Genomic DNA, 25,054 nt, shown 5'->3' with positions numbered 1-25,054 from the left:
CTATTGACTTAATCAAGGACAAACTTCATTAAAAATTGTTCCTCCGGCCTAAGAAGACACACTAAAAAAGCCTCAAATTTATTAAATTCGAGGCTAAATACAATAAACTAGATGATCTGTTTCTTTTTGTCTTTTACTAACGTAGTTGATCTTCTATTCTTACCAACAAAAAAGGAACAAACAACAAACAATGCAATTAGTGCCGTTAAATAGAATTGTGAACGGAGCGAATCAATAAATGGCATCATGATAAAAATAGCTGTGATTACAAGGATAGTGGCGTATGTCAGATAAGGAAATAACCACATTTTTATTTTTAGAGCACCAGGGTTTTCTTTTTCATATTTTCTTCTTAAACGCAGTTGGGATAAGGCAATCACTAGATAAACAAGAAGTGCTACACCCCCGGAAGCATTGACTAAAAAGATAAATATTTTATCAGGAGATAGGTAGTTAAAAATTACACTAATATAGGATATAGCAGTACATCCCAGAATCGCATAAACCGGCACTCCCTTCTTGTTTACCTTTGAAAATGCACGGGGAGCATCACCATTTTGTGCCATAGCAAACAGCATACGGGAACTTGTATAAAGACCTGAATTCAAGCAAGAAAGTACGGCTGTCAAAACAATAAAGTTCATGATTTGACCCGCAGCCGGTATATTTAAAACATTAAGAACGGAAACAAATGGATTTTTTAATAGAGTATGAGAATCCCATGGAAGAATAGTAACTAGAACTAAAATGGAGCCAAGATAAAAAATGATGATCCGATAAATAACACTATTTGTAGCAACCGTAATGGCTTTTTCAGGATGTGATGTTTCTCCAGCTGCAATTGCTACAATTTCACTTCCCATAAAAGAGAACATAACAACAGCAATCCCCATAAATATCGAGCTTATTCCATTAGGCATAAATCCTCCTCTATGAAGAAGATTAGTTGTCCCTGGTGAATGTACTCCGGGTATAAGACCGAATATGATGGCCCCTCCAAGAATCAAAAATAAGACAATACTTACAACTTTGATTAGTGAAAACCAATACTCAAACTCACCATATGATTTAACTGAATACAAGTTAGTTAAAGTTAATAAAAAAGTGAGGGCGAGGCTGACAGACCAAGAAGGCAGAGATGGAAACCAATATTGAATGATGTTTGCACCCCCAATCGCTTCAACAGCAATAACGATTACCCAAAAAAACCAGTATAACCAGCCGATTGTATAGCCAGCCCACGGCCCTAATCCTTCTCGGGCATACGTAGCGAAAGAACCACTTGTTGGATTGACGATTGACATTTCTCCCAGCATCCGCATCACCAAAACCACAAGAAGTCCTGCGAAAACATACGAGAAAATGGAAGCCGGTCCAGCTACGTTAATCAGGGAGCCACTCCCGACAAATAAACCGGCTCCTATGATTCCCCCCAGAGAAATCATGGTAATATGACGAATTTTCAAGTCTTTCTTTAACTCCGTTTGCTGATGATTCATAGTCCTACACTTCCTTTATAATATATTGGCTATTAAAAAATAATAGTTTACTACCATAGGAATAATATGTAATCGTTTTCAATAGTTCAAAAAAAATAATAGTTTCATTTTGATATGAGGTAACCAAATTGCGGTTTAAATATTGCTAAAATTTTGTATATTTATAATTTATACAATTTTGTTCACACTTGTCAATAAAAATATACAATTCTGTTATTTTTAATTGATAAATATATACAACTGTATATTTCTTTTACATATATGAACCTTTACCCGGGATCAATTAATGGATCTGACTACCCCTTTTTCTTTCAAGTGGTGGATAGGGACAGTTCAACATAGGCTATTACTTAGACACATCTGTTTACCATAATTCAATAACTAGATAATAGTGTACAAATATGATACATTGATAAAAATCAATGCTTTATTTGGAAAGGAGGCAAATATGTTTAAATCCGGACAAATCAATATAGATGACTCCTTTATTTTGGCAGGGCCACATACACCATTAACGGAACTAAAAAACATGCTCCTACAATTCCATTATGTTGTCGTTACTACCAAGAAAACACACTATACCATTACAAATAGTGAATTAAATGTTGTCGAATCATACGCCGACTTAAAGACTATAGGTCTTTTACTTGAAGAATTACAATGGATTCCTTCAACACGCTTGACCCTATCGGAAGTGGAATCAGAAGTAGAATGGAGACGTCCTGTTCTAATAGAGGATGATGAACGAAAACACATTATCGGCATTTTAACTGCTAGCGAATGGATTCGAAATCTCCAAGTTGAAAAAAAGAAAGTAACTGCTTATTTTCACACATTAGCGGAAACGGTAAATGATGCCGTTACGGCTGTAGATCAAGAAGGTAAAGTCATTTGTTGGAACACGACAGCTGAAAGAACATACGAAATCAAGCGTGAAAATATTCTCGGCCGGAAAATCGGAGAATATTTCCAAGCGGAAGATATCGTGTTACATCGTATATTAAATGAGGGATTCCCTGTTCGACAAGCCTATCACCGTCCTGACAATGATACTCATGTTTTAATAAACGCTTCTCCAATTATTCAAGACAATACTATTATAGGAGGAGTTGCAACGGAACAAGATATTACCCGAATTGTTCGACTCAATGAAGAATTATACGCATCGTTACCTCTACATGTTCATCCAGAAAAACCTTTCTCTTCTATCATTGGGATTAATCCTGAAATTAAGCAAGTATTACAAATTGCACAGAAAACAACTTCAGCTGATATCCCGGTCCTCCTGACAGGTGAGCCTGGTTCGGGGAAAGGGATGCTAGCACAGGCTATCCATTATGGAAGTTCAAAAAAGAACGAATCTTTTTTATCCGTTAATTGCATATCTGTTCCTTCAGGACTTTTAGAAGCAGAGTTATTTGGATATCAAAGAAAGGCTTTTACCGAAGAGGAACAAGTAGTCCAAGCCGGGAAACTAGAACAAGCACGCGGAGGAACCTTGTTCATTATTGACATAGACCGAATGCCGATTGACATTCAAGTTAAACTTTCAAATTATTTAGAGCATCAATCATTCCTTCGTATAGGAGGCAGTGAACTCGTCAATGCCCAAACACGCATTATTGCTTCTGCGTCACCCAGGATCGAAAAACTGGTACAGGAAGGAAATTTTCACAAAGATCTTTATTATCAACTGACTGTAATAAAAATTGATATTCCCCCATTAAGTGATCGAATGGAAGATATTGTTGAGTTGCTTCAAAAATTCATACGGGAATTTACTATAAAGTACAAGAAGCCAATGCCAAGTATTGATCCCCTAGTTATGACTGCCTTAATAAATTACGATTGGCCTGGAAATGTGCGGGAACTTCGAAATGTGGTAGAACGTTTTATCCTTTTAAACGATGGTGATATCATTACAATCGAACACCTTCCACGAGAGATCATTACCTCCACCCAGTCTTTAAATACTAATAGTGAAGCAATCCATGATGAGCCGTCATACAAGAAAGAGGATGAATCAACTAAAGATGAATCCTTAATGATTGAAGATGCCTTACGAAAAACATATGGAAACAAAAGTGCAGCAGCAAAGTTACTTGGTATATCAAGAGGAACCCTGTACAATAAAATTAAAGAATACGGATTAGATTAACATAGTAAGCAACAAAAACACTATTTTGGGCTAGTATAAGAAATAACAGGACCATCTTAGACAGGTTATTAAATTAAATAAGGTGACAGACACCGCTTAATATTTAGATGGCGTCTGTCACCCAGTAATATTTTCCATTTTGGAAATCTGCCTTTTAGTACTTCTATAACCCCCCTACTATTTTGTTTGCTGTCTCTTTGACCGTCTAATTATTTAAACAAACTAAATAATATATATATTCAAAAAAATAAAAGTTTATCGTTTAATGAAAAACAAAATACAACCGTTCCACCACTTCAGTTATATTTTCTTCCTTAAGATTGGCAAAGCCCAATACCAGACTGATACTATTCTCCTTATTAACATTTTTCTTTAACATAAACCTCCGCATAGAATAGATTTCAAGCTTTAACTGTAGTGCTCTTTCTTCAATTTCCCGATAACTTTTCTCCGTTTGAAAGTGAGCAAGAAAATGAAGTCCTGCCGGCACATCTTCAATTTTGATTTCATCTTGAAAGCGCCGCCTAAGGTCTGCTATTAATAATTTTCTTCGCCTTTCATACAGATGGTTCATCTTTTTTACGTGCCGGGCATATTCTCCCCCTTCGATAAAATAATGTAATGTAAATAAAATAAGCGAATTGCTGTACTGCATGAAATTAGCATAATATTCTCGGTATTCCCTTAATAGATCAGGAGGTAAAACCATGTAACTGATCCGTAAACCTGGGAGCAGTGTTTTTGAAAAAGTCCCCATGTAAATAACCCGGTGATTTCTGTCTAAACTTTGTAAGGATGGAATGTTATCTGTTTCATATTTAAATTCACTGTCATAGTCATCTTCCACAATGTATCTGTTATCGCCTTCAGCCGTCCAGTTTAACAGCTCGATTCTTCTGGAAATCGGCATAATTTTTCCCGTTGGGAATTGATGGGATGGTGTAACAAACACAACATTTGCCTTTGTTGCTTTAATCTCTGCCATCTTGATTCCATGGTCATCCAATGAAACAGGATGAACGGCAAAATTCATTTTTTTTAGCGTCTGGTAAAATCGGGAATAACCCGGATTTTCTACGGCAATGACAGAATCCTTGCTGATCAATTCCATCAATTGTCCTACCAATAATTGTGTCCCTGCCCCAAGAACAATTTGTTCTGGCTCACAATTGACACCCCGTGTCAAGGCAATCATGTGGCAGATCGTATCTCTCACTTCATACGGTCCCTGGGAATAGGCAATTTCTGAGAGCTCCCTTTTATAGGATTGAACCGCTCTCTCCTGACACTTCATCCATTCCTTAAACGGAAAAAACGAAATATCTGAGGCCATATGCGACAATGATAGCCAGCCATCCCGGTTGACGGGATCTTCCTTTAAATCTTCCGGCAGTTTATCTTTAAACAAATTGCCTCGTTGAAGAATTTCAGTAATGTTTTCAACAAAGTACCCTTTTCGTTCAATCGTATAAATATACCCTTCCGCTAACAGCTGTTCATAGCCAAAACTGACCGAATTAATACTGACGTTTAGTTGTTCTGCTAATGACCTTTTTGATGGAAGCTTTTCATTCGCTTTTAGCCTTCCTTTTAGAATGTTATCCTTAATCCCCTCGTAAATTTGCTGGTAAATAAAATTCATATTCCGCTGTTTATCGATCAATATGAACATTCTCTTTCATCCCCATCTGGTGCCTAATTTTTTTCTAATTTGGTACTTTTTATTATACCAGATTCCTGTAATACTCTTCTTATAAGACAATAAACGAAGGGGAGATCAAGATGCCAGTTTCTTATTCACACACAGCAGATCTACAGGAAAAAAGAAAAAAATATGTTCCAAAGGGTGTAAGCAACGGCAATTTTAACTTTGCCCAGCATGCCTCCGGGTCAACCGTAACGGATATTGATAACAATGAATGGATCGACTTTGCCGGTGCGATTGGAACTTTAAATGTCGGCCATAGTCATCCAAAAGTAACTGAAGCAGTCAAAAACCAAGTAGATAAATTTTTACATCCCGGATTCAATGTCATGATGTATGATGGTTATATCAATCTTGCTGAAAAGTTATGCCAAATCACTCCTGGGGATTTTAACAAACAAGCTATTTTCTTTAACTCTGGTGCGGAAGCAGTTGAAAATGCCATTAAAATTTCCCGCCGCTACACGAGAAGACCTGCAGTGGTTTCGTTTGTACGCGGGTACCATGGACGAACCAATTTAACAATGGGCATGACAAGCAAGGTAAAGCCGTATAAATTTGGGTTTGGACCATTTGCTCCAGAAATCTATCAAGCCCCATTTCCATACATGTACCATAAACCAGCAGGGATGACAGAGGAAGAATATGTAGAGCAGGTCATTCAAGACTTTGAGGATTTCTTTATCGCAACAGTTGCTCCGGAAATGGTTGCTTGTGTTGTCATGGAGCCTGTGCAAGGCGAAGGCGGTTTTGTCATTCCACCGAAGAAGTTTGTACAAGCGGTCAGCCGTTTCTGTAAGGAGCATGGAATTGTCTTTGTCGCGGATGAAATCCAAACTGGATTTGGCCGGACCGGCAAATTATTTGCCATCGAACATTTTGATGTAACTCCGGATTTAATCACTGTTTCGAAATCTTTGGCAGCTGGTCTGCCGTTAAGCGGTGTCGTTGGAAAAACAGAAATCTTGAATGTTGCTGATCCTGGCGAGCTTGGCGGCACATATGCAGGAAGTCCTGTGGCTTGTGCGGCAGCGTTAGCCGTCATCGGTATTATTGAAGAAGAAAATTTAGTGGCTAATGCCGAAATCATTGGGCAAAAAATTGAAGCGAAATTGCAAGAGCTTAGCAAAAAACATGACTTTGTTGGAGACATCCGCCGTTTAGGCGCGATGGTTGCTTGTGAAATTGTCGAAGACCGCTCCAGCAAAAAACCAAACAAAACGAAAACAGCGCAAATTACGAAATATGCTAATGAAAATGGATTATTACTCCTATCAGCTGGCCTCAAAGGCAATGTTATTCGTTTCTTATCCCCATTAGTGATTACTGATGAAGAATTAGCAAAAGGATTAGCGATTCTGGAAAAAGCTTTTGAATAAAAAAACGAGGTGCCCGGTCTGAATTGGATAGGCCAGGTTATTTTTAAAAAAATTGGGTGGTGGACATAAATGGCGGATCTATTACAAGTGAAAAATCCTGCAACAGGTCAAGTTATTAAAGAAATCCCTATTAATACTGAAGAGGAAATCAAGCAAGCTCTAAAAACTGGGCATGACAGCTTTAAGAAATGGGCAAAGGTAAATGCCCATGAGCGCTCCCGGTTATTACGAAACTGGTCACAAATCATTCAAGAGCATAAAGCGGAAATCGCGGAAATCATGACAATGGAAAACGGTAAGCCGCTAGCTGAATCTCTTGGTGAAGTGGATTATGCCACAAGCTACATTGATTGGTATGCAGAAGAAGCAAAACGCATCTATGGAAGAACGGTCCCTGCTTCATCTGAAACAAAAAGAATCGTTGTCACAAAACAGCCGATCGGATTAGTGGCGGCCATTACTCCGTGGAATTTCCCAGCTGCGATGATGACAAGGAAAGCAGCACCTGCTTTGGCTGCGGGCTGCCCGTTTATTGTAAAACCAGCCGTCGAAACACCATTAACAACTATTAGATTAATTGAACTTGCCCACGAAGCAGGAATTCCTGCTGATGTCATCCAATGCGTGAATGGTTCTGGTTCGAAGGTCGGCGATCTTTTTACAAGCAGTGAGTACGTCCGCAAAATTACGTTTACAGGATCTACCCCTGTAGGAAAGCAATTAATCAAAAACAGCGCTAATACAGTGAAACATGTAACGATGGAATTAGGTGGCCACGCTCCTCTCATCGTTGCGGAGGATGCGGATCTGGATTTTGCTGTCGGACAAACAATCCTCACTAAGTTTCGTAACGCCGGCCAAACATGCGTATGTGCAAACAGGATTATTATCCATGAAAACATAGCCAAAGCCTTCTCTACCAAATTAGCTGAAGCAACGAAAAAGTTGAAAGTTGGTAATGGACTGGATAAAGATACACAAGTAGGCCCAATTATTAATGAGAAGGGTTTCAACAAAATCGTTTCCCAAATTAATGATGCGATTGAAAAAGGAGCAGAAGTCCTTGCAGGGAATCAATTCAATGCTGATCAGAAACACGACTATTACTTTGTCTACCCTACCATATTATCAAATGTTACTCTTGATATGAACATCATGCAGGAAGAAACATTTGGCCCGGTTGCACCGATCATTACTTTTAAGACTCTGGAAGAAGCGGTGGAGATTGCCAATAGTACCCCCTATGGTTTGGCTGCCTATTTCTTCACAAATAATTATAAAACCGGAACCTACCTTAGTGAGAATCTCGACTTTGGGATTGTTGGCTGGAATGACGGTGCTCCGTCCGGGGCCCACATCCCATTTGGCGGCATGAAGGAAAGCGGAATTGGACGGGAAGGCGGTATGGAAGGGATTGATCCCTACTTAGAAACAAAGTATTTATCTATTGGACATCTATAAAAGTGGAAGGACCCTTTAAGAAATGTGTGGACCCGGAGGAAGACTCGACGTAATAAAAGAAACACAAAATTGTGTCTACCTTATACCACCAAACATTACTATCTATTGTCCAGACTAACAAATTTTACCAAACAGTAATTAGAAACCTATATAACCAAGGATTAGAAATGATAATGGAGAAACATCTTTAAAGCTGTCTGATGATGAATTTTACATTCTGACTAGTTAGATTCATGAATACAATCGTTATGCCTGGAACTTGATTATTTGTAAGCAACTCAGTATAAAGTTTAAAACACAAGACTACAACTCTATGAATCTTGGTACGGCATTAAACTCCATCTTAAAAGGTTTGGTCTAACACCTCTAAGGATGGGGTTTTTTATTTACGATTCATATACAGGATGTTTCACCGCACTGACCTAATAAAATGAGACAAATAAAAACACCTTTCGTTGAAAAACGGGTATTAAACCTATAAATCCAACGTGGAGGTGTTTTTTCTATGGGTACAAGAGTTAGTTATCCAGTAGAGATTAAAATGAAAGCAATCGAAATGAGATTAGCAGGAGTACCTAATCAAGTATTAGAAGAATTGAATATCCGAAATCGTACACAATTGAAAACATGGATGAAGTGGTACCGAAATGGGGAACATCGTCGTTTTGAGCAGCCTGTTGGAAAGCAATATACCTTTGGTAAAGGACCAGAAAATGAAAATGAAACGGCTAAATTAAAGGCAGAGAATCGGTATTTAAAGCAACAAATTGAAGTTTTAAAAAAGTACGTAGAATTGGAAAGAAAGTGGTGCCAAGAGTAGTTGTACAATTGGTAGATGAACTACAAGAAATCATGACAATTGGTGAAATCTGTGACCACTTGAGGGTCAGTAGATCATCTTATTACCGTTGGAAAAAGAATCAAAACGTTGAAACAAAGAAAGATATTCGGGATAAGAGAATTGGTGAGTTATGTAAACTTCATAAATATCGATACGGATACCATAAAATCGCGAGCATTTAAGGAGAACCCATAAGTAAAAATACAGTACAAAAAGTAATACAAAAATATGATTGGCAGTGTCGAGTAAAAGTAAAGAAACGTAAACCCACTGGACAACCAGCTTACGTGGCATCGAATTTATTAAATCGTGAATTTACAGCAGAAGCACTGTTTGAAAAGTTAGTTACAGATATTACCTACTTGCCTTTTGGACAATCAATGATGTATCTTTCAAGTATTCTAGAAGTCTTTAATGTCGAGATTGTAACGCGTACAATCAGATTTACTCAAGATACTGAGTTTGTTTTAGATACATTAGGAGGATATAACCAAACAGAAAAAATAACCATGACTTATCAAATTGTTAACCCTCAAGGAACAGGTTCAGAGAATAAAGGCGGGGGATCACAACAAAAACCTTACTTGAATATTTCTGAAACCGGTGATTCCATCCATCAAATGAGTCGCGAATTTTCATTGAGAAGGATCGCCCCATATTCCAGCCCCCAACTTAAAGTTATTGTTATTAGTAAGGATCTTGTACGTAAGTATAGATTGGAACAATTAGTTGATCAACTACTTCGTGATAATGAAATTAGACCAAGCTGTCTTGTGTTCATTAGCAAGGGGCGGGCAAATGAGACACTAGAATCAAAAGAATCAGGAAAAATTCCAGCGTTCCGTTTGATTGGAATTTCAGATAATGAATATCGAACAACAAGGATTTTGGCACCTATGTCACTTGCCAAATTAGAAGGCAAGATGCATTCAGGATCTAGTTTTTTCTTTTGCAAAATGTTATTCCGACGAATGGAGAAGTTAAATTTTCAGGAGCTGCCGTGATTACAGGAAAGACAAAAAAGCTTCTTGGTTTTTTGAATGAAGAGGAAATGGAAGGCTTAACGTGGATATCTGGAAAGGGAAAAGGCGGTTTGGTCAAAAGCTTTGATGCAGCGACAAATCAGCCAATCATTTACGAGGTAAAGACAATGAAAAGTAAAATTACACTCATGTTAATGGGAACAACATCTCTTTTGATATACAAATCGAATCAGAAGGACGCCTTTCTGAAAATTGGGTGGTTTCGGGGGAAACTTTTGAAAATAAATTTTTAAAAAGTGCTGAAAAAGCCGCTAAGGAAGAAGTAAAACGATTGGTAAATAATGCAGGAGAAAAAATGCAAAAGGATTACCATGTCGACGTTGTCGGCTTTGGAAACCGATTGAGAATTGAACATCCTAAAGTATGGGAAAAAGTAAAAAAAGATTGGGACCAAACTTTAAGTGAAGTTCCAATCGAATACAACGTGAAATTAACTATTATGGATTATGGATCGTCAAACTGAAATTGAGATTGTGAGAGTAGCAATAGTTAGAACAGAAAAAAGCCTGATCCTAATTGATACAAGCTTTTAACTTTTCTGTTAATCCAAGAGCTAATTTGTTAGTTAAAAATGATGAAACAGACTGAATCTGTTGGTCGAATGGGATGTAAAAAGTCAACTGAATCTGTTGAAGCCATGACACATTCCCTTCGACTATGACTCGCTGCGGAAATGGAGGCGATTTTATCCAAATCAATCATTAACCGACCACCAAATAAAGTATTGTGAGTATTTACATGGTTTGGGAATACACGACTAGTTCTTATCACTCGTGATTCTTTACAGTATTTTACTTCCATACACACATCTCCCTAAAACATATCAATCTGTTTACGTTGTATTCACATCATTACAGGTATATCCTCTTCCTACCTAAAAGCCATAACCTAAAATATTAAGCGATTTCATATTTATTTTTAATCAATCGAGTAAGTTTTCATGCACGACTTTCTTTGTTTCTATGAACCTTTTAGCATTATATCCAGCCCCGGTAACGTGAAGCTTCAGCCGGTTTTCTTATTCCAACCATATATGCGGCTAAACGCATATCAACTTGACGTGTTTGTGATGTTTGATAAATTTCTTCAAAGGAAGCGACCATTACTTTTCTCAGTTTTTCAGCAACCTCATCCTCTGACCAATAATATCCTTGATTATTTTGAACCCATTCAAAGTAAGAAACGGTGACACCACCTGTACTTGCCAGTATGTCCGGTACAAGTAGGACCCCTCTTTCATCCAATATTTTTGTCGCTTCAAGGGATGTTGGTCCATTTGCTGCCTCCACCACAATCGCTGCTTTAATACGACCAGCATTTTCTTCTGTAATTTGGTTTGAAATGGCAGCTGGTACAAGAATGTCACATTCTTTTTCAAGCAATTCTTGATTCGTAATGACATTAGAAAATAAAGTTGTTATTGTACCGTAACTATCACGTCGTTCAAGTAAAGAATCAATATCAAGTCCTTCTGGATCATATAGTGCGCCATATGCATCTGAAATACCAATCACCTTTGCTCCGGCGTCATGCATGAATTTGGCCAAAAAACTTCCTGCATTTCCAAAGCCTTGAATTACGATTCGTGCACCTTGCAATTCCATGTTTTTTTTCTTTACAGCTTCTTCAATACAAATTGTTACACCGCGAGCTGTTGCTGTTTCACGACCTTGTGATCCCCCTAATACAACCGGCTTACCCGTAATAAAACCAGGAGAATCAAATTCACGAAGACGACTGTACTCATCCATCATCCACGCCATGATTTGAGAATTTGTATACACATCGGGTGCCGGAATGTCTTTTGTCGGGCCGACAATTTGGCTGATTGCACGAACATATCCACGACTTAATTTCTCCAGTTCCCTAAACGACATGTTTCTTGGGTCACAAATAATACCACCTTTTCCACCGCCATAAGGGAGATTTGCAATCCCGCACTTTAGACTCATCCAAATCGATAACGCTTTTACCTCAGCCTCATTGACTTCAGGATGAAAACGTACTCCACCTTTTGTCGGACCTACTGCATCGTTATGTTGCGAGCGGTAACCGGTAAATATTTTAATAGTCCCGTCATCCATTCGTACTGGGATACGTACAGTGATAGTTCTAAGTGGTTCCTTTAGCAGTTCATATACATCATCGGTATACCCTAAATTTTGAACCGCCTCTTTTATGATCAACTGAGTTGAACTTAATAAATCTTTTGTTTCACTTTTCTTATTACCTGGCTTTTGGACTTGATCACAATTTAAAAGTACTGTCATTTTTCTTTACACCTCTTAGTCTATAAAATGGTTTAATTTAGAACCCAATTGTCCAATAGAATTCTTTAATGCTGAAGTATCAAATTTGGGAAATCCCCTCCTCCTGAATCCTGTAGAATTAAATGAACAAAAAAGTATATGCACCCTTGTTTTCTTCACCTGCTCTACTCAGGTTAACGCTTAACTAAAACCCAAAATATTAAACGCTTTCATATTTTCTTTAATAAAAACGTAGCTTTACTTTATAATAGGAACTACATAATGATACGGAAAAATACAAAAATAAGATGAATTTTTTTAAAAAAAGACTCCCCTTAATTTCGAGTTAAATAAATACTTTTGTCCTAAAACCGGTTGCCTATTTTTACGGAATCTAAAACATATAGTTTGAAGAGGTTGCGTTGGTCCGTTTAGTTGGCGGGACGTGTGGGAATAACCCCCACTAAATCTGGCACGCAGGTCTCAAGCAGTTTTCAACTTAGAGGGGGTTTATAAAGGTATTTATCGTTTAATAACCGTTTTAAAAAATAATTTAAGACTTTACAGACAATATAAGTTCAAGTAAATAAGTATAGAAATATGTTAATAATGAAGCCCAGTAATACCTTCTAATACATTCTTCATGTTCTCTTCTAAGGCATTAGTAGGATTGAAAATTCTCCCCCCTGCTAATGGTGACCAAAACATCGGATGAATTCCTTCCTTTAAACAATGGGTCATTGTTCCATTCTTATAATTTTCAATTCCCAGAGGATGCAACATAAATTGATGTGTAACAAATTTTACATCCGCATATTTTTGTAGTGTATCGAATTCCAATGGATTATGGTTTGATAGCCCAAAGTATCTAACCTTTCCTTTATCTCTTAATTCATTAAGAGTATCATTTAATTCTTTCGGATTAACTAGCAAGTCATGCATATGAATGAGTAATAAATCAATGTAATCACAGTTTAGTTTTTCAATTGATTTGTTAACCTGATTTATTATGTACTCCCTATCAGTATTGAAGTATCTCGTTTTTATATTAGGGTTTTCATCATTACCAACACATATTGAACATTTTGTGATAATTTCCATTTCATTTCTTAACTGGGTTTTCATTTTAAGAACTTCACCGAATAGAGCTTCGTTATGGTGATTTCCACCATAAATGTCAGCATGATCAAATGTAGTAATCCCTTGTTCAATACACCATTCAACAAATTCTACACTTTGTTCTATACTGAAATTCCATTCATTCATTCGCATACATCCGATAACTAATTTTGATATTGAAAAATTGTCCTGTAAATTTACTTTCACAATTAGATACCTCCATACTTTTTTTATCAGTGATACTGAAAAATTACTAGAAAACAGAATAAAAAGCTTTAGTTCTTCATCATTTTTTTAAATATAACAGAATGTTCAGAGGTAATATTTCAATATTTTTTGTTTTGGACATTTAAAATCTTTGGAGTTGAAATCGGTTGCAAAAATCGGCAATTCTTCATCACCGATCTGGCCCTATACATAAAGAAAGAGCACAATTCTGTTGAAGAATCGCGCCCTTTAGCTGAATAAGTATTATTTTAAAACGCTTATTAATATTATTAATCATAGCTTAATATTTTCTAATTTAAGGGAGTGGAATTAATGAATTATTTTATTGGTAAAAATCAAGATAATCATGCTCCTATTTCTAATGGCAATGTATTAGCTTGGCTTCAGCAATATGATGTAAAGTGTCGCCCAGTTGATAAAATAAGTCAACTTTTTTTCCAAAACTTTGACATGTCAAGTTCACTTTTAGATAATCCAGGTTCTTATATACTAGTTAAAGATCATAATGAGAAAGTATGGTATGATCCATACGGAATCGTTCAAGAGAGATTAGGACAAATCGGTGAAATTATTTCATTAAATAGCACTCAATATTTGAATGGTTATGGAATATATGAAGTAGTCTCCCATAAAGGTAATACTGTAGTAAGGACAAAAAGTTGGGCTCCTCCTAACAGGAATTCTTTCATACGCTCTATTGAAGTCAAAACTCTTCGCAATAATCCTTCAGAAGCATCAATCTATCCTGTTGTATATCTGCAAAACATTGTACAAAGAATCGAAAACATCTTTATTTCTCGAATTTCTGGAAATCAATGGCTAGCGACTACGGTTTCTCCCTTTGCTAAAGGTATAACTGGAAATATTGCTAAAGCGGTAACTGGAGGTGAGGTAACCATTTTTGAACATAGTTTGCAACCCGTTCCCTTAATCTTTACGATCCCTGTCCAAACTATCCCAGGTCCAGAATATAGCAGGCCAGTATATCAAGTATTTTCAGCAGGGACTTCAAAAGAGGAGGCACTTCAGGAATTAGAGGAAACATTGGTTCAGATTAGTCAGAGTGAGCAACATACGTTGCAAGTATGGCAAACTTGGTATAATAAATCGATAGGAATCGATACTCTCTCACCAAAGCTTGAATATTTCTGGAGACTTAGCAACACGCTTACAAAAATGAGCCTACAGAGAGACGGTACTCCTACTATAATTGGATTTCGACCTTACCAAGGGAATGTGTGGATTCGTGATAGTTTATGGATTGCATCTACTTTAGCACTAGCGGGTCACCTTGAAGATGCTGTTAGGGCTTTATATGCAACACTTAGTTATTTAATAGAACGTCCAGATGGAAACTATTATTTTGCCTATAATGTTGTTACACGTTTACCGAACGAACATGCATTTGAAAACGACACTACAGGGCTAATATTATATGGAATATGGCAAGTTTGGGCCAGGGTAAGAAATCATAGGATCATACACGATATGTGGCCAATTATTAGCCAATCAACCAAATGGATTTTAAAAAACCGTGATTCAAGTGGGCTGATCCACCCAGATGCAGGCATTTGGGAAACTTTTGGACCACACTTAGGAGAAAATTTTGAGCATATGACATGGACCACAGCTATTTCAGCATTTGGATTAATTAGGGCTGCTGAAATGGCTGAAGCTATCTATGAAAATGAGAAAGCTAATCAATTTAGACAGGGTGCAAATGAACTAATACGGGCCATTCACAAACATAATGTACATAAAGGGATTGTAACTCGGTCTTTGGAATCAAGGTTATTGGATGCATCTGTCACCTTATTCTTTTCTGAATTTCCAATATTTCCAAAAGAATGGTTAAATCCAACACTGAAAGCAATTCAGCAACGATTAGAAGACCCCTTTATTGGTGGTATTTGGAGACATGAGAGTTTAACAACAGAAGAGGGAGATTTAAAGCCTTGGACTGGACCAACTTTTTGGTTAGGTGAAGCATTCTTAATAAACCATGATATAAAACAAGCCTGGAAGTATTTTAATCATAATTACAATAATAGTTCTTTTTGTGGCCTTATGCCCGAATTACTTTATAGCAGAGGTCGCCCAAGAGGAATTGGGATGCCAAGTTATTCTCAGTCAGGTGTTATTAGATCCCTATTGTTATATAAAAATTTATATAGTAGTAGAGGTCCATCCTAATGTTCCTAAAAAGTTTTCTAAGGTTTATTTCAATATTGTTACCATTACCTTATACGGTTCCACAATTAATCACAAAATATCTTTTAGGTGAAATTAAAAGCTAAGTATCACTTTCGTTTAGGTCGACACTTAGCCTTGTAAAACATGTCCAATTTTTTGTTTCATTTTTGCCTTTAACGAAGATCGTTGAATACCTGTGGTTGGTTGTGCAATTTTTAAGTTATTCAACAATCTGGCCCGATTGCTGAACAGTCGAGTATAAGGGAGCCTTTCTACCTTGCGGTAAATTGGACTCCCCCCTCACAGAACCGTGCTAGAGTCTGTCTAATAATTTAAAATTTGTTTTGAATATTTAGAAGAAAATGGATATTAAAGTCGAATACATTAATTAAAGGAGATGTTAATATGCCATTTATTCTTGGGGAAGATAGAAAACAAATCAATTTGTTACCATACACTTTAGATGACTATGTTATTGAAGATAATCCGGTAAGAGTAATTGATGCATATGTAGATAGTTTAAATTTAGAGGAACTAGGATTTGTTATTTTTTCTGGTAACAGTGCTGGTCAAAAACCCTACAGAAGACAAGATCTTCTTAAGCTATATATATATATTGTTATATGAATAAAATCAGATCATCACGCATGATGGAAATCGAGGCAACTAGAAATATTGAATTAATGTGGTTGATTGGGAAAATCAAACCTGATCATGGGACTCTTTCTTCATTTATGAAAATTAACACAAACGCCATTAATCAGTTGTTTAAGGAATTTACACATATGTAAAAAGGGTTTGGTCTTATTGATGGAGTCCTTATCGCAATTGATGGTACAAAGATTAAAGCCAGTAGTGCAATTAGCTACATATTTATCGGTTAATCGAACTTGGTTTAAAAATGTTTCTTTAAACGCCTCCTTTCGAGCTGAATCCTCTCTTCAGGGGTTAACTCCGGCTCTGCTTTGCGCTGGCCGCGCTTATCCTTAAGACCGTCCTCTCCTTCTTTCCCAAACTTCTTCACCCATTGATAAACCTGTTGATGGGAGACATTGAAATGTTCAGATGAGTATGGGAATTTATCCGAATGGGATTCATGGGGCCACTTTCAATCATATGGGTTTGAGGCAAAAATCACTAGTATGGGCATTAAAAAAAAATTGGAATTGAATCTCATCCCCTTAACTATTAGCCAAAGCAAAATAAAAGCACTACCCTATGGATGCTTTAAAAATTCTAGATTCCTATTATTAATAAAACTGCCGACACAATTCCCGATGAACGGAACAAAAGAGATAGTGCAATTAAGATACAGGCAATCGAACATAACAAGGCTGCTATTTGATTTTGTTGAATTAGTCTCCCCTCCTTTTTTATAAGAATCATAGTATAACATCTGAAATCTTTCCTTTTATAATAAAAAATAGGAGATTAGGAAAAATAGGGGTAGAAAACATCCAAAGAAACAATCTATACGAAAAAAGCGTTTTTAAATTAAGGCCCTGTTAAAGAAATGTGTTGATATTTGCCCTACTGCACAAACAAGGGAAAATTGATAAAGTTATAAAGATAAAAATCCGAACCATTATTTGTAAGGGAATAAGCAACAATAATTAACTTTTATTTATTAAACTAGCGTTTTTAGATTATAATCGAAAAGATTAAGAAATAAATAAGGGGAATTAAGTAATGAAAAAATTAGTCTTAACATTTGTATTTGTGATCGCATTGGTATTGCCGAATGTGGCAGAGGCGAGAGGTTTTAGTGGAGGGCATAGCTTTAGTGGTGGACACAGTTCCTACAGCAGCCATACGTATTCAGGCGGACATACCTCTTCTTTTGGAACGAGAAGTACAAGCAAAAGTATTGGTGTTACTTCTTCAGATGGAACTTATCACTCTGGATATACTTCTCCATCCAGTAAAGTATCCAAAACACCATCTACTAACTACAATACAAATAACCATAGCACAAATTACACACAACCCACCCGTTCGAAATCAGGAAGTTTTTGGACCCATACAGCAGCATTTGGAGCAGGAACACTTTTAGGAAGTATGTTTCATCCTTTCGGTTACCATTCATACGGAGGTAGCGGTGCACCCGTTTCCTATGGTTTTAACTTTACAGCTCTTTTAATCGACATTGTAATTGTGTTGGCGATCGTCTGGTTATTTAAAAAGATATTTACTAGAAAGAGATACTAGGAGGAACCAACATGGAGGTGTTATTTAATCAATTCGATGTAATTGACGGAATTTGCGTAGGGGTAGCCACAAGAGAACAAATTCACACCGAAGGAATCGACGTAGATTTAACCTTTCATCCTGATTTTGGGATAGGGGCTTCCGTTAGAATCCCCCACCGACCGCTTCCTGAAAGATTAGGAGAGCAAGACATAAAGGATTCGATTGCTATTTATTTACGTGATCATCATAACTTTAATCCAGACCATTTAATAATCGATTTAACTTATTTAGAACCAACCCAAACATTCGGTGCTTCTATAAAGGTTGGGTAACAAAAGCAGGTCAATAGAAAAGTCTACAATTTTTGTGGGCTTTTTTTGCACACTTAATGAAGGCTTTGTTAAAACTTCTAACAAATAGTTTTTTACTTTTATAAACGGCTAGGGCACATATAGTATCGTTAGATCTATTAATGGGAAGATAGAGAAGTTAAAACAAAAGGTTGTTACGACACCTATCTCACAAGTAACACTAACCTGGTTAGAAAACTAATATTGGAAGGAAAGATTTTTAATTAAAGAATCCTTCCTTTCTTTTAGTTGGCAAAAGGTAGTTTGTAAAATTTCCTACTTCAATAACGGTGCGATACTTCAAGGAGAAGGTGGCCTTTTTCTTTTTACACAAGAAAGATTGTGAAATGTTCTACTTAAACAAGACAGGATAGTTGCATAAGGATTTTATTTCCAAACAAGAAGGAAAGACTATAATAAATATTGAATTTATTTAGGGGTGAGTTATTACTGCATCTCTATATCAGTGGCTTGTTAGTATGTCGAGAGAATTATGGTTGAACCTGCCAGTGCGAGCGAGAACCAGAACGATCAAAGGCGTTTTATACGCAGCTCGGTTTTCAGTTGAATGAGCTGTATGCGAGTCAAGACGGATCATTCAGCTTGATAGTAGGCGACAATCAGATTGTTTTGATGCTCTTCCCAGATTCCGCGTTTCGCGTTTTTGCTGGTAATGCGGTTGCCGATTCCTGACAAGGTACTGAAGTGTTATTCTCCCTGGGGGCAAATTCCAGGGATGAAGTTGACGAGCTCGCCTTGAAAACCGAACGTGCCGGCGGCACGGATCGGACGGTCATCGGTGGAACGCTTTGTATATGGATATGGGCAAAATGCCGAAAGGCTAAAAAACCGATTCGCCATAAAACGCTTCATCACAGGAGATTATTGACGTGATATTATGAAAATGGAAAGTAACCTGTAAAATAGGAGGGGTTTGATGGTCAGATTTTTAGTTCTATATAACAAACCTGTAGATATTGAAGCATTTGAGCGACACTACCGCGAGGTGCATATTCCCTTAGCAAAAAAGCTTCCTGGTCTTCGACGATATTCTCGAAGCCGCCATTCAGTTCCAGTTAGAGGCGGCGAGCCATATTATCTTGTGGCTGAGCTTGAATGGGACAGCATGGAAGATATCAAAAAAGCCTTTCAGTCAGAAGAGGGTCGAGCCACTGCAGAAGATATGGCTAACCTAGAAAAACTGAGTCCGGGCGTGCACAGTATGATCTACGAGCTTGAAGAGATGTAGTATGGAGTTGCAGCAGCATCAATTTATTAATTGGATAGTTTTAAAAATATTGACGTATTTTTTGAATGGAGCTATCCCCTTATGCAATGGTTAAAAGTTATGATTAGAGTGTTTCTGAACGAACCTTTGTAGTTCAAATTACTAATCTCCGTAACTTTTCTTGCTTCAATTGTTTTAAGCAATTCAGCCTTTTCAAATCATACTTATCTTCAAGGGTGCTCCAAATTAGCAGCGGCTATCTTCTTTTGTGCTTACGGTATTAAATTTAGAAAAAAATATTTGAACAGTTTTACTCTTTTTGGCTTGTTCCGTTATATGTATTTACCTATCTATCATTTCAATTATTTAATGTTACCCATTTACTATTTTGAATTGAAATTAGTTACATTAAAAAGATGAAAATTAAATATCCATCTTCAATTAAGGGTGTAAGAGCGGAAAGAGTGTTGCTGTGGCAGCCCTCTTTTTTATTGAACAAAAGGGGCAGGATAGTTCAATAATTATTTATCTATTTGGTTGAATTTGGTTTATTATGAAAGGAAATATACGTTCTTATTTATAGGAGGAAGTATGGTCGATATGGAAAAGGATTGAATGTGTTGCAATTTATACAGAGGACATTGAAAGCTACTTGCCATTAGATTTACAACGCGCTCGTCTTACAGTTTTTATGTTTAATCTGCAAACAGTCCTAGTCAGCAGGTCTCAAGCAGTTTTAAAGTTAAGGTGAATCGTTAGAATTTATCTATAAATGTAAGTTAATATGAAATTAAAACTGTATGGAGGTTGTTATAATGATTAAACGTCCGAAAATGAACGAATATCATCCGTATTTTGAAAGGTACATAGAGCTTGTTCCTGAACAAGGATTACTTGATATTCTAAAGAAACAACAAGAGGCAACTACTAATTTGCTAAAAGGTATATCTAGAGAACAAGGAGAGTACCGCTACAAAGCTGAAAAATGGAGTCTGAAAGAAGTACTCGGTCACATGGCAGATATTGAACGTGTACTAAGTTATCACATTCTTGTGATTGCTCGAGGAGATGCTATTACATTTACCCCATTTGATAAAGACTTATATAACACTAATGCAGATTTCAGTCGACTCGACCTCCAAGACATTCTTTTAGATTGTTCAATTGTGCGTCAGTGTACTTCTTCATTAGTCTCTTCTCTTCCGGATGATGGATGGGTGCGTACTGGAACAGTTTTAAACCACCCAATTACTGCACGTGCACTAGCATATATTATTGCCGGTCACGAGCTACATCACCTAGCGATTATCAAGGAAAGGTACCTACTGAAATAGCAACGTAAGTATAAAGAAAGATAGGAAATCGAAATGATTCCTTTTTCCCTTTGTACCCTACATATTTTACTAACATTACACCGTTGATGAATAAATTTTTTCGTCATCTAAAGATCCTGGAGGCTTCAAAACAAAGAAAGATTTATTCAACTAGGTAAATTCAATATAATAGCATGTTTGTAGAATACTAAATAACATAGATTCGGGGAAATCTTAATATTAACTGGTTTTGTTAAGAAAACAATCATGAATAAATTATCTTTAATTTCTTTTGGAGTTTGAGCTTATAAGTTCAGGCTCCTTTATGTTTTTTTATGGCACATGAAAAAAACACCCCCTTACAAAGGTGCTGTAAAACTTACCATAAATAAAAGAGGAAGTTTTTTACTTTTATGTTCTTGTAAATAATCAGTGGGGCTTTTTTATAGGTAAGGCTAAAAGTTAAGTTATCAAACATATATTAATCAAAAGCTTTAACCATTCTATTCCCCCATATCTGAAATAATAGTAGATCCTAAAGCTGTAATAATTCTTTGTGAAGTATAGCCTTCAATTGCGTGAGCTAAAGCATCCATTCCTGTAAGAGCAGTAATAAATTTAGGTAAACCCAGTGTTAGTAGTGGATCCAAAAATACCACACTGGACATTATAGGTTGTAGTCTTTAAAGGATAGTTCATTTTTGATAATAACCGGCTTTTTTCAAACGGATAAAATTGTATAAATAGAGTAACTCCAACAAAGAAAACTAAAATAATTCCCATTTGTCAAAGATATTCGTATGATAAATCTATGATATACCTTATTTCCACGTGTCTTTCTAATTTAATTACACCCTTGACAACTAAAATATAAGACACTATTATTAATACTTCCTTTCCTTAAACGATTCAAGGTTTTAAAACCTGATACATAATAAATTTTAACACGAACACCGAAAATCAAAACAAAGCCCACTTTTTTTGAAAATGGACTTTGTGCAACTGCTATTCAGATGAACTTCATACAAGTGTATCTTTGTTTCCCTTTCCTTCATTACTTTTTTCATAATTTATAACAATCATTTACATGGTTCCATCCTACAGCTCTCATTACAGTAAATCCAATTCCTGCTGCAGCAAATTGTCCAACGACAGGTATGTCTTTCCTCCATATTTGAGAGAAAAATAAAATCTATTTCCATCGTATTTGATCTGCGTTCTTTTGCTATTTATTCCAAATTCGCTCTTATTCCTATCGCTGTCAAAATTCCAATCACTGAAATCAGGATGGTTACTAGTAAATTCATATAAATCACTCCTCTACGTTTATGAATTTACATTGTATCATTTCTTGCTTGATTTTTTATGGTCCTAAAATCACAAGTATTATAAGAGATGATTCTCAGTAATTAAAATTCACAGTAATAATGGTTAGTCAATTCGTCATTTTTTTAGAGCACATCAAGTGTGATTTAAGCTGCCTTAGCTATTTATTCTATATTCTTTACATTTCTTTATCCAATTTTCAACCATTTCAGGGCAAGAACCAAAATGAAAGTGTGTATAACCCGCGATTAAATTTCCTTTCATATACCCCTCTTTTTTTAATCCTTGCATGCCCTTCGTATAGTGTGCAAACGGAATTTCCGTTTTTGGAACAAAGGTCGAATAGTGGAACTCATGCCCTTTCGCTTTTAAGTTTTTCGGTAATAAAAAATTTCCTTCTATTGCTGTAATTTCCCGATATCCCAAAGCGGCAAGCCTGGTTTGCATTTTCACCTTTCCAGGAATGATACCCACCATTTCATAGCTTTTTTCATCTGTAGTTTCAATAGATTCAGTTAAATACATAAACCCGCCGCATTCTGCCAAAGTTGGTAAGCCGTTTTCAATTACGGCACGAATTGATTTTTTTACGTCACTTTGTTCAGCAAGTTCTGTTGCAAATTCTTCCGGAAATCCTCCGCCTATATATAAACCATCCACACCCTCTGGAATTATTTCCCCTTTTAATGGGGAAAACTCAACGAGCTCTACTCCGGCTGCCTCTAACATGTCTAGATTTTCCTGATAATAAAAGTTAAAAGCAGCATCTCTGGCAACGGCAATTCGCACCTCTTGCTTTTCTCTTCTCTTAAACTGGGATTCTTTAATCTTTATGGGTGCAGCTTTAGAAAGTTTAAATAAGGTATCTACATCTATTGTTTCAAGTACAAGATTGCCAAGCCGTTCAAAAAATGGAGAAAGCTCACCCCGTTCGATCGATGGAATCAACCCTAAGTGCCTTTCCGGGATGGATAAATCTTGGTCCATTTTCAAATAGCCCAGAACCGGAATGCGGCACTCTTGTTCAATCGCCGTTTTGACGATTTGAAAATGTCCTTCACCGCCAACCTGATTGGCAATGACACCGACAATATTCGTTTCTTTAAGAAACTCCTGAAATCCCTTTACGATCGCGGCTGAACTCCGGGCCATACTTGCACAATTGACGACAAGAACAACCGGACTTTCCGTTATGATGCTGATTTCTGCTGTCGAACCGTTGTTATTCATGGGGTTATGTCCATCATAGAATCCCATTACCCCTTCTATAATGGAAATATCCGCCCCTTCGCTGCCACGGTTGACAATTTCTTTGACCATCTCTTGATTAAGCATCCAGCTGTCAAGATTTCTCCCCGGTCTGCCTGTCACTGCTGTATGATAGGTGGGATCAATATAATCCGGACCGCATTTAAAACCTTGAACAATATAGCCCTTCTTCTTTAGGGCGGATATTAGTCCGATTGTCAAAGTTGTTTTCCCTACACCGCTTCCTGTACCTGCAATCACAAGTCTGCGATTTTTCATGCTAATTCCACCTCTCTCTATATGGATAAACTACGACTTACATCCTTATTTGGACGGAGTGAAAATAGCTTCCGGCCAATTTTTTTATTTCCTCTTCCATATTTTCCTGATAAGTAACAAGGAAACATGTAGCCGGACCCGAGGATTTTACTACATCAATGTCCGTGATGATTTTCTCCTTTAAAAATGTCTTGTTCTTAACCATCTGATTCAATTCAGATTGGATACCTTTAGAACCGACCGGCCAAACCCCAATCCCTTTAAGTCTGCTAATCTTTTGAAAAATGGGTAATGGGGCAATTTGATCTTCCTGTTCTATTACCTCATTGCCAACCAACGGGTTACCGATGATAGCGATTTTCGACTGTTCGTTAAAAATGATCTCATCCATTTTTCCAATCTGTTTTTTGCCAAGGACGATGATCCCAATGGCAGATTGGTGCATGGTAAAGTTGCTTTCTGTACTGCCTGTAATCGGAACATTCTTTAATTGAAGCTCGTCTACTCCTCTTTGAATTCCACTTATCAGTTTCTCCCAAGCTTCATTCCCGCAAAAATTGTGAAGGATGACGGAAATAGGGTCTCCTCCTGCTGCGATACATTCCATCACGGCCACTCGAAAAGAATAGTAGGCGACCGTTTCATATGGTACAAAAACAAGATCATCCTTTTTCATACCAATCGCACCACTGTTATCGCTGGCAACAATGAGGTTGCCTGCCTCATCAAACGGAATGGTTAAAATGTTTCTCATCAATGTGCATCTCTCTTTTTCAATACTTGCTGTGTAAAGGATGAAAGTCTTGGAATTAAAACCACAGCAAGCACGGTATTTAGGAACGAACCAATCAAAAGGGAAGGGACAATTGCAGAATAAAAGCCTTTATTCATAAGAAAAATAAACGGTACAGGAGCGATAAAGGCATTCCCCACAATAAAAACGAGACAAGCCAGGATTTTTTTATTTTGTTTATATAAAATCCCAAAGATCCAAACAAGTACAGCCATTTCTGCTGCAATTAACAGATGCATAGGGCCCAGTGGAAATCCTCCGACTAAGGCCGACAATAAATGACCTAACGCTCCAGTAATCGCTCCTGCTCTGACACCCAAAATTGCAGCAGCAAGAAGAGCAGGTAAGGCATCCAATGCCACACTATCAATCACGGCAGGAATTTTGATGTTTGCTCCAACTGCCGAAAGTGCAATCATCAAGCCTAGCAAGCTAATCGTTTTTCCCTTCAA

The 25,054-nt window shown here is 37.0% G+C and carries 21 protein-coding genes and 3 pseudogenes; 14 read left to right on the top strand and 10 right to left on the bottom strand.

Annotated elements, in window-relative coordinates; genetic code table 11:
• Nucleotides 1-107: 107 nt before the first annotated feature.
• Entirely contained in the window at nucleotides 108-1,499 is a 1,392-nt protein-coding gene (locus tag JOC76_RS03750) for an amino acid permease (protein ID WP_205176191.1), read from the bottom strand.
• A 448-nt stretch (nucleotides 1,500-1,947) separates the two neighbouring features.
• On the opposite strand from JOC76_RS03750, the gene JOC76_RS03745 reads away from it, so the two are divergent.
• Complete coding sequence (locus JOC76_RS03745; RefSeq protein WP_205176190.1) at nucleotides 1,948-3,657, top strand: sigma-54 interaction domain-containing protein; 1,710 nt, start codon at nucleotides 1,948-1,950, stop codon at nucleotides 3,655-3,657.
• Between the two features lie 262 nt (nucleotides 3,658-3,919).
• Here JOC76_RS03745 and gabR read toward each other — a convergent pair whose 3' ends face one another.
• Nucleotides 3,920-5,329, bottom strand: coding sequence for a MocR-like transcriptional regulator GabR (gabR, locus tag JOC76_RS03740; protein WP_205176189.1), 1,410 nt, complete (start codon nucleotides 5,327-5,329; stop codon nucleotides 3,920-3,922).
• Nucleotides 5,330-5,439: 110 nt separating this feature from the next.
• On the opposite strand from gabR, the gene gabT reads away from it, so the two are divergent.
• From gabT to JOC76_RS03715, 5 genes and pseudogenes are all read left to right on the top strand, one after another.
• Complete coding sequence (gabT, locus tag JOC76_RS03735; RefSeq protein ID WP_205176188.1) at nucleotides 5,440-6,741, top strand: 4-aminobutyrate--2-oxoglutarate transaminase; 1,302 nt, start codon at nucleotides 5,440-5,442, stop codon at nucleotides 6,739-6,741.
• A gap of 69 nt (nucleotides 6,742-6,810) precedes the next feature.
• Nucleotides 6,811-8,202 (top strand): NAD-dependent succinate-semialdehyde dehydrogenase, encoded by a 1,392-nt coding sequence (locus JOC76_RS03730; RefSeq protein ID WP_205176187.1) that lies wholly within the window; start codon nucleotides 6,811-6,813, stop codon nucleotides 8,200-8,202.
• Between the two features lie 505 nt (nucleotides 8,203-8,707).
• Entirely contained in the window at nucleotides 8,708-9,022 is a 315-nt protein-coding gene (locus JOC76_RS03725) for a hypothetical protein (RefSeq protein WP_205176186.1), read from the top strand.
• Between the two features lie 8 nt (nucleotides 9,023-9,030).
• The gene (locus JOC76_RS03720; protein ID WP_205176184.1) at nucleotides 9,031-9,225 is read left to right on the top strand and encodes a helix-turn-helix domain-containing protein; all 195 of its coding nucleotides are present in this window, start codon (nucleotides 9,031-9,033) and stop codon (nucleotides 9,223-9,225) included.
• 194 nt (nucleotides 9,226-9,419) lie between these two features.
• A pseudogene (locus tag JOC76_RS03715) lies at nucleotides 9,420-10,549 on the top strand (Ger(x)C family spore germination protein).
• A gap of 113 nt (nucleotides 10,550-10,662) precedes the next feature.
• Here the strand turns inward: JOC76_RS03715 and JOC76_RS03710 are convergent.
• From JOC76_RS03710 to JOC76_RS03700, 3 genes and pseudogenes are all read right to left on the bottom strand, one after another.
• A pseudogene (locus tag JOC76_RS03710) lies at nucleotides 10,663-10,887 on the bottom strand (acyl-CoA thioesterase); the annotation flags it as partial.
• A 176-nt stretch (nucleotides 10,888-11,063) separates the two neighbouring features.
• Nucleotides 11,064-12,356, bottom strand: coding sequence for a Glu/Leu/Phe/Val family dehydrogenase (locus JOC76_RS03705; protein ID WP_205176182.1), 1,293 nt, complete (start codon nucleotides 12,354-12,356; stop codon nucleotides 11,064-11,066).
• 582 nt (nucleotides 12,357-12,938) lie between these two features.
• Nucleotides 12,939-13,661, bottom strand: a complete 723-nt coding sequence (locus JOC76_RS03700) for an aldo/keto reductase (protein WP_205176180.1) — start codon at nucleotides 13,659-13,661, stop codon at nucleotides 12,939-12,941.
• A gap of 333 nt (nucleotides 13,662-13,994) precedes the next feature.
• Between JOC76_RS03700 and JOC76_RS03695 the strand changes: the two genes are divergently transcribed.
• The 3 genes from JOC76_RS03695 to JOC76_RS03685 all read left to right on the top strand — a co-directional run bounded on the left by JOC76_RS03695 (nucleotide 13,995) and on the right by JOC76_RS03685 (nucleotide 16,666).
• Nucleotides 13,995-15,875, top strand: a complete 1,881-nt coding sequence (locus tag JOC76_RS03695) for a glycoside hydrolase family 15 protein (RefSeq protein WP_205176178.1) — start codon at nucleotides 13,995-13,997, stop codon at nucleotides 15,873-15,875.
• Nucleotides 15,876-16,280: 405 nt separating this feature from the next.
• Nucleotides 16,281-16,502, top strand: coding sequence for a hypothetical protein (locus tag JOC76_RS03690; protein ID WP_205176176.1), 222 nt, complete (start codon nucleotides 16,281-16,283; stop codon nucleotides 16,500-16,502).
• A complete protein-coding gene (locus JOC76_RS03685) occupies nucleotides 16,499-16,666 on the top strand; it encodes a transposase (RefSeq protein ID WP_205176174.1) in 168 nt (55 codons plus the stop codon). The genes JOC76_RS03690 and JOC76_RS03685 overlap by 4 nt, the downstream gene beginning before the upstream one ends.
• A gap of 104 nt (nucleotides 16,667-16,770) precedes the next feature.
• Here the strand turns inward: JOC76_RS03685 and JOC76_RS30805 are convergent.
• Nucleotides 16,771-16,926: pseudogene (locus tag JOC76_RS30805) on the bottom strand (helix-turn-helix domain-containing protein); the annotation flags it as partial.
• 638 nt (nucleotides 16,927-17,564) lie between these two features.
• Here JOC76_RS30805 and JOC76_RS03675 point away from each other — a divergent pair.
• The 5 genes from JOC76_RS03675 (at nucleotide 17,565) to JOC76_RS03655 (ending at nucleotide 20,977) form a co-directional block, all read left to right on the top strand.
• On the top strand, nucleotides 17,565-18,083 hold the full coding sequence (locus JOC76_RS03675; RefSeq protein WP_205176171.1) for a hypothetical protein: 519 nt from the start codon (nucleotides 17,565-17,567) through the stop codon (nucleotides 18,081-18,083).
• An 11-nt stretch (nucleotides 18,084-18,094) separates the two neighbouring features.
• Complete coding sequence (locus JOC76_RS03670; RefSeq protein WP_205176169.1) at nucleotides 18,095-18,397, top strand: DUF2653 family protein; 303 nt, start codon at nucleotides 18,095-18,097, stop codon at nucleotides 18,395-18,397.
• A gap of 774 nt (nucleotides 18,398-19,171) precedes the next feature.
• The gene (locus JOC76_RS29825) at nucleotides 19,172-19,309 is read left to right on the top strand and encodes a hypothetical protein (protein ID WP_239557516.1); all 138 of its coding nucleotides are present in this window, start codon (nucleotides 19,172-19,174) and stop codon (nucleotides 19,307-19,309) included.
• Nucleotides 19,310-19,352: 43 nt separating this feature from the next.
• Entirely contained in the window at nucleotides 19,353-19,664 is a 312-nt protein-coding gene (locus tag JOC76_RS03660; protein ID WP_205176167.1) for an EthD family reductase, read from the top strand.
• Between the two features lie 794 nt (nucleotides 19,665-20,458).
• Complete coding sequence (locus tag JOC76_RS03655) at nucleotides 20,459-20,977, top strand: DinB family protein (RefSeq protein ID WP_205176165.1); 519 nt, start codon at nucleotides 20,459-20,461, stop codon at nucleotides 20,975-20,977.
• A 482-nt stretch (nucleotides 20,978-21,459) separates the two neighbouring features.
• Here JOC76_RS03655 and JOC76_RS30380 read toward each other — a convergent pair whose 3' ends face one another.
• From JOC76_RS30380 to JOC76_RS03635, 4 genes are all read right to left on the bottom strand, one after another.
• Nucleotides 21,460-21,624: an iron-containing alcohol dehydrogenase gene (locus JOC76_RS30380; protein WP_205176163.1), complete on the bottom strand. Its 165-nt coding sequence runs from the start codon at nucleotides 21,622-21,624 to the stop codon at nucleotides 21,460-21,462.
• A gap of 814 nt (nucleotides 21,625-22,438) precedes the next feature.
• Nucleotides 22,439-23,809 carry a cobyrinic acid a,c-diamide synthase CobB gene (locus JOC76_RS03645; RefSeq protein WP_205176161.1) on the bottom strand — a complete coding sequence of 457 codons (1,371 nt, stop codon included), beginning with the start codon at nucleotides 23,807-23,809 and terminating at the stop codon, nucleotides 22,439-22,441.
• Nucleotides 23,810-23,846: 37 nt separating this feature from the next.
• Nucleotides 23,847-24,563: an ATP-binding protein gene (locus JOC76_RS03640; protein WP_205176335.1), complete on the bottom strand. Its 717-nt coding sequence runs from the start codon at nucleotides 24,561-24,563 to the stop codon at nucleotides 23,847-23,849.
• Nucleotides 24,563-25,054, bottom strand: a complete 492-nt coding sequence (locus JOC76_RS03635; protein ID WP_205176159.1) for an ECF transporter S component — start codon at nucleotides 25,052-25,054, stop codon at nucleotides 24,563-24,565. The genes JOC76_RS03640 and JOC76_RS03635 overlap by 1 nt, the downstream gene beginning before the upstream one ends.

It is taken from the genome of Neobacillus cucumis (genome assembly GCF_016908975.1).
GTDB lineage: Bacteria > Bacillota > Bacilli > Bacillales > Cytobacillaceae > Neobacillus > Neobacillus cucumis.
This window is presented reverse-complemented; position numbering and strand designations above follow the sequence as displayed.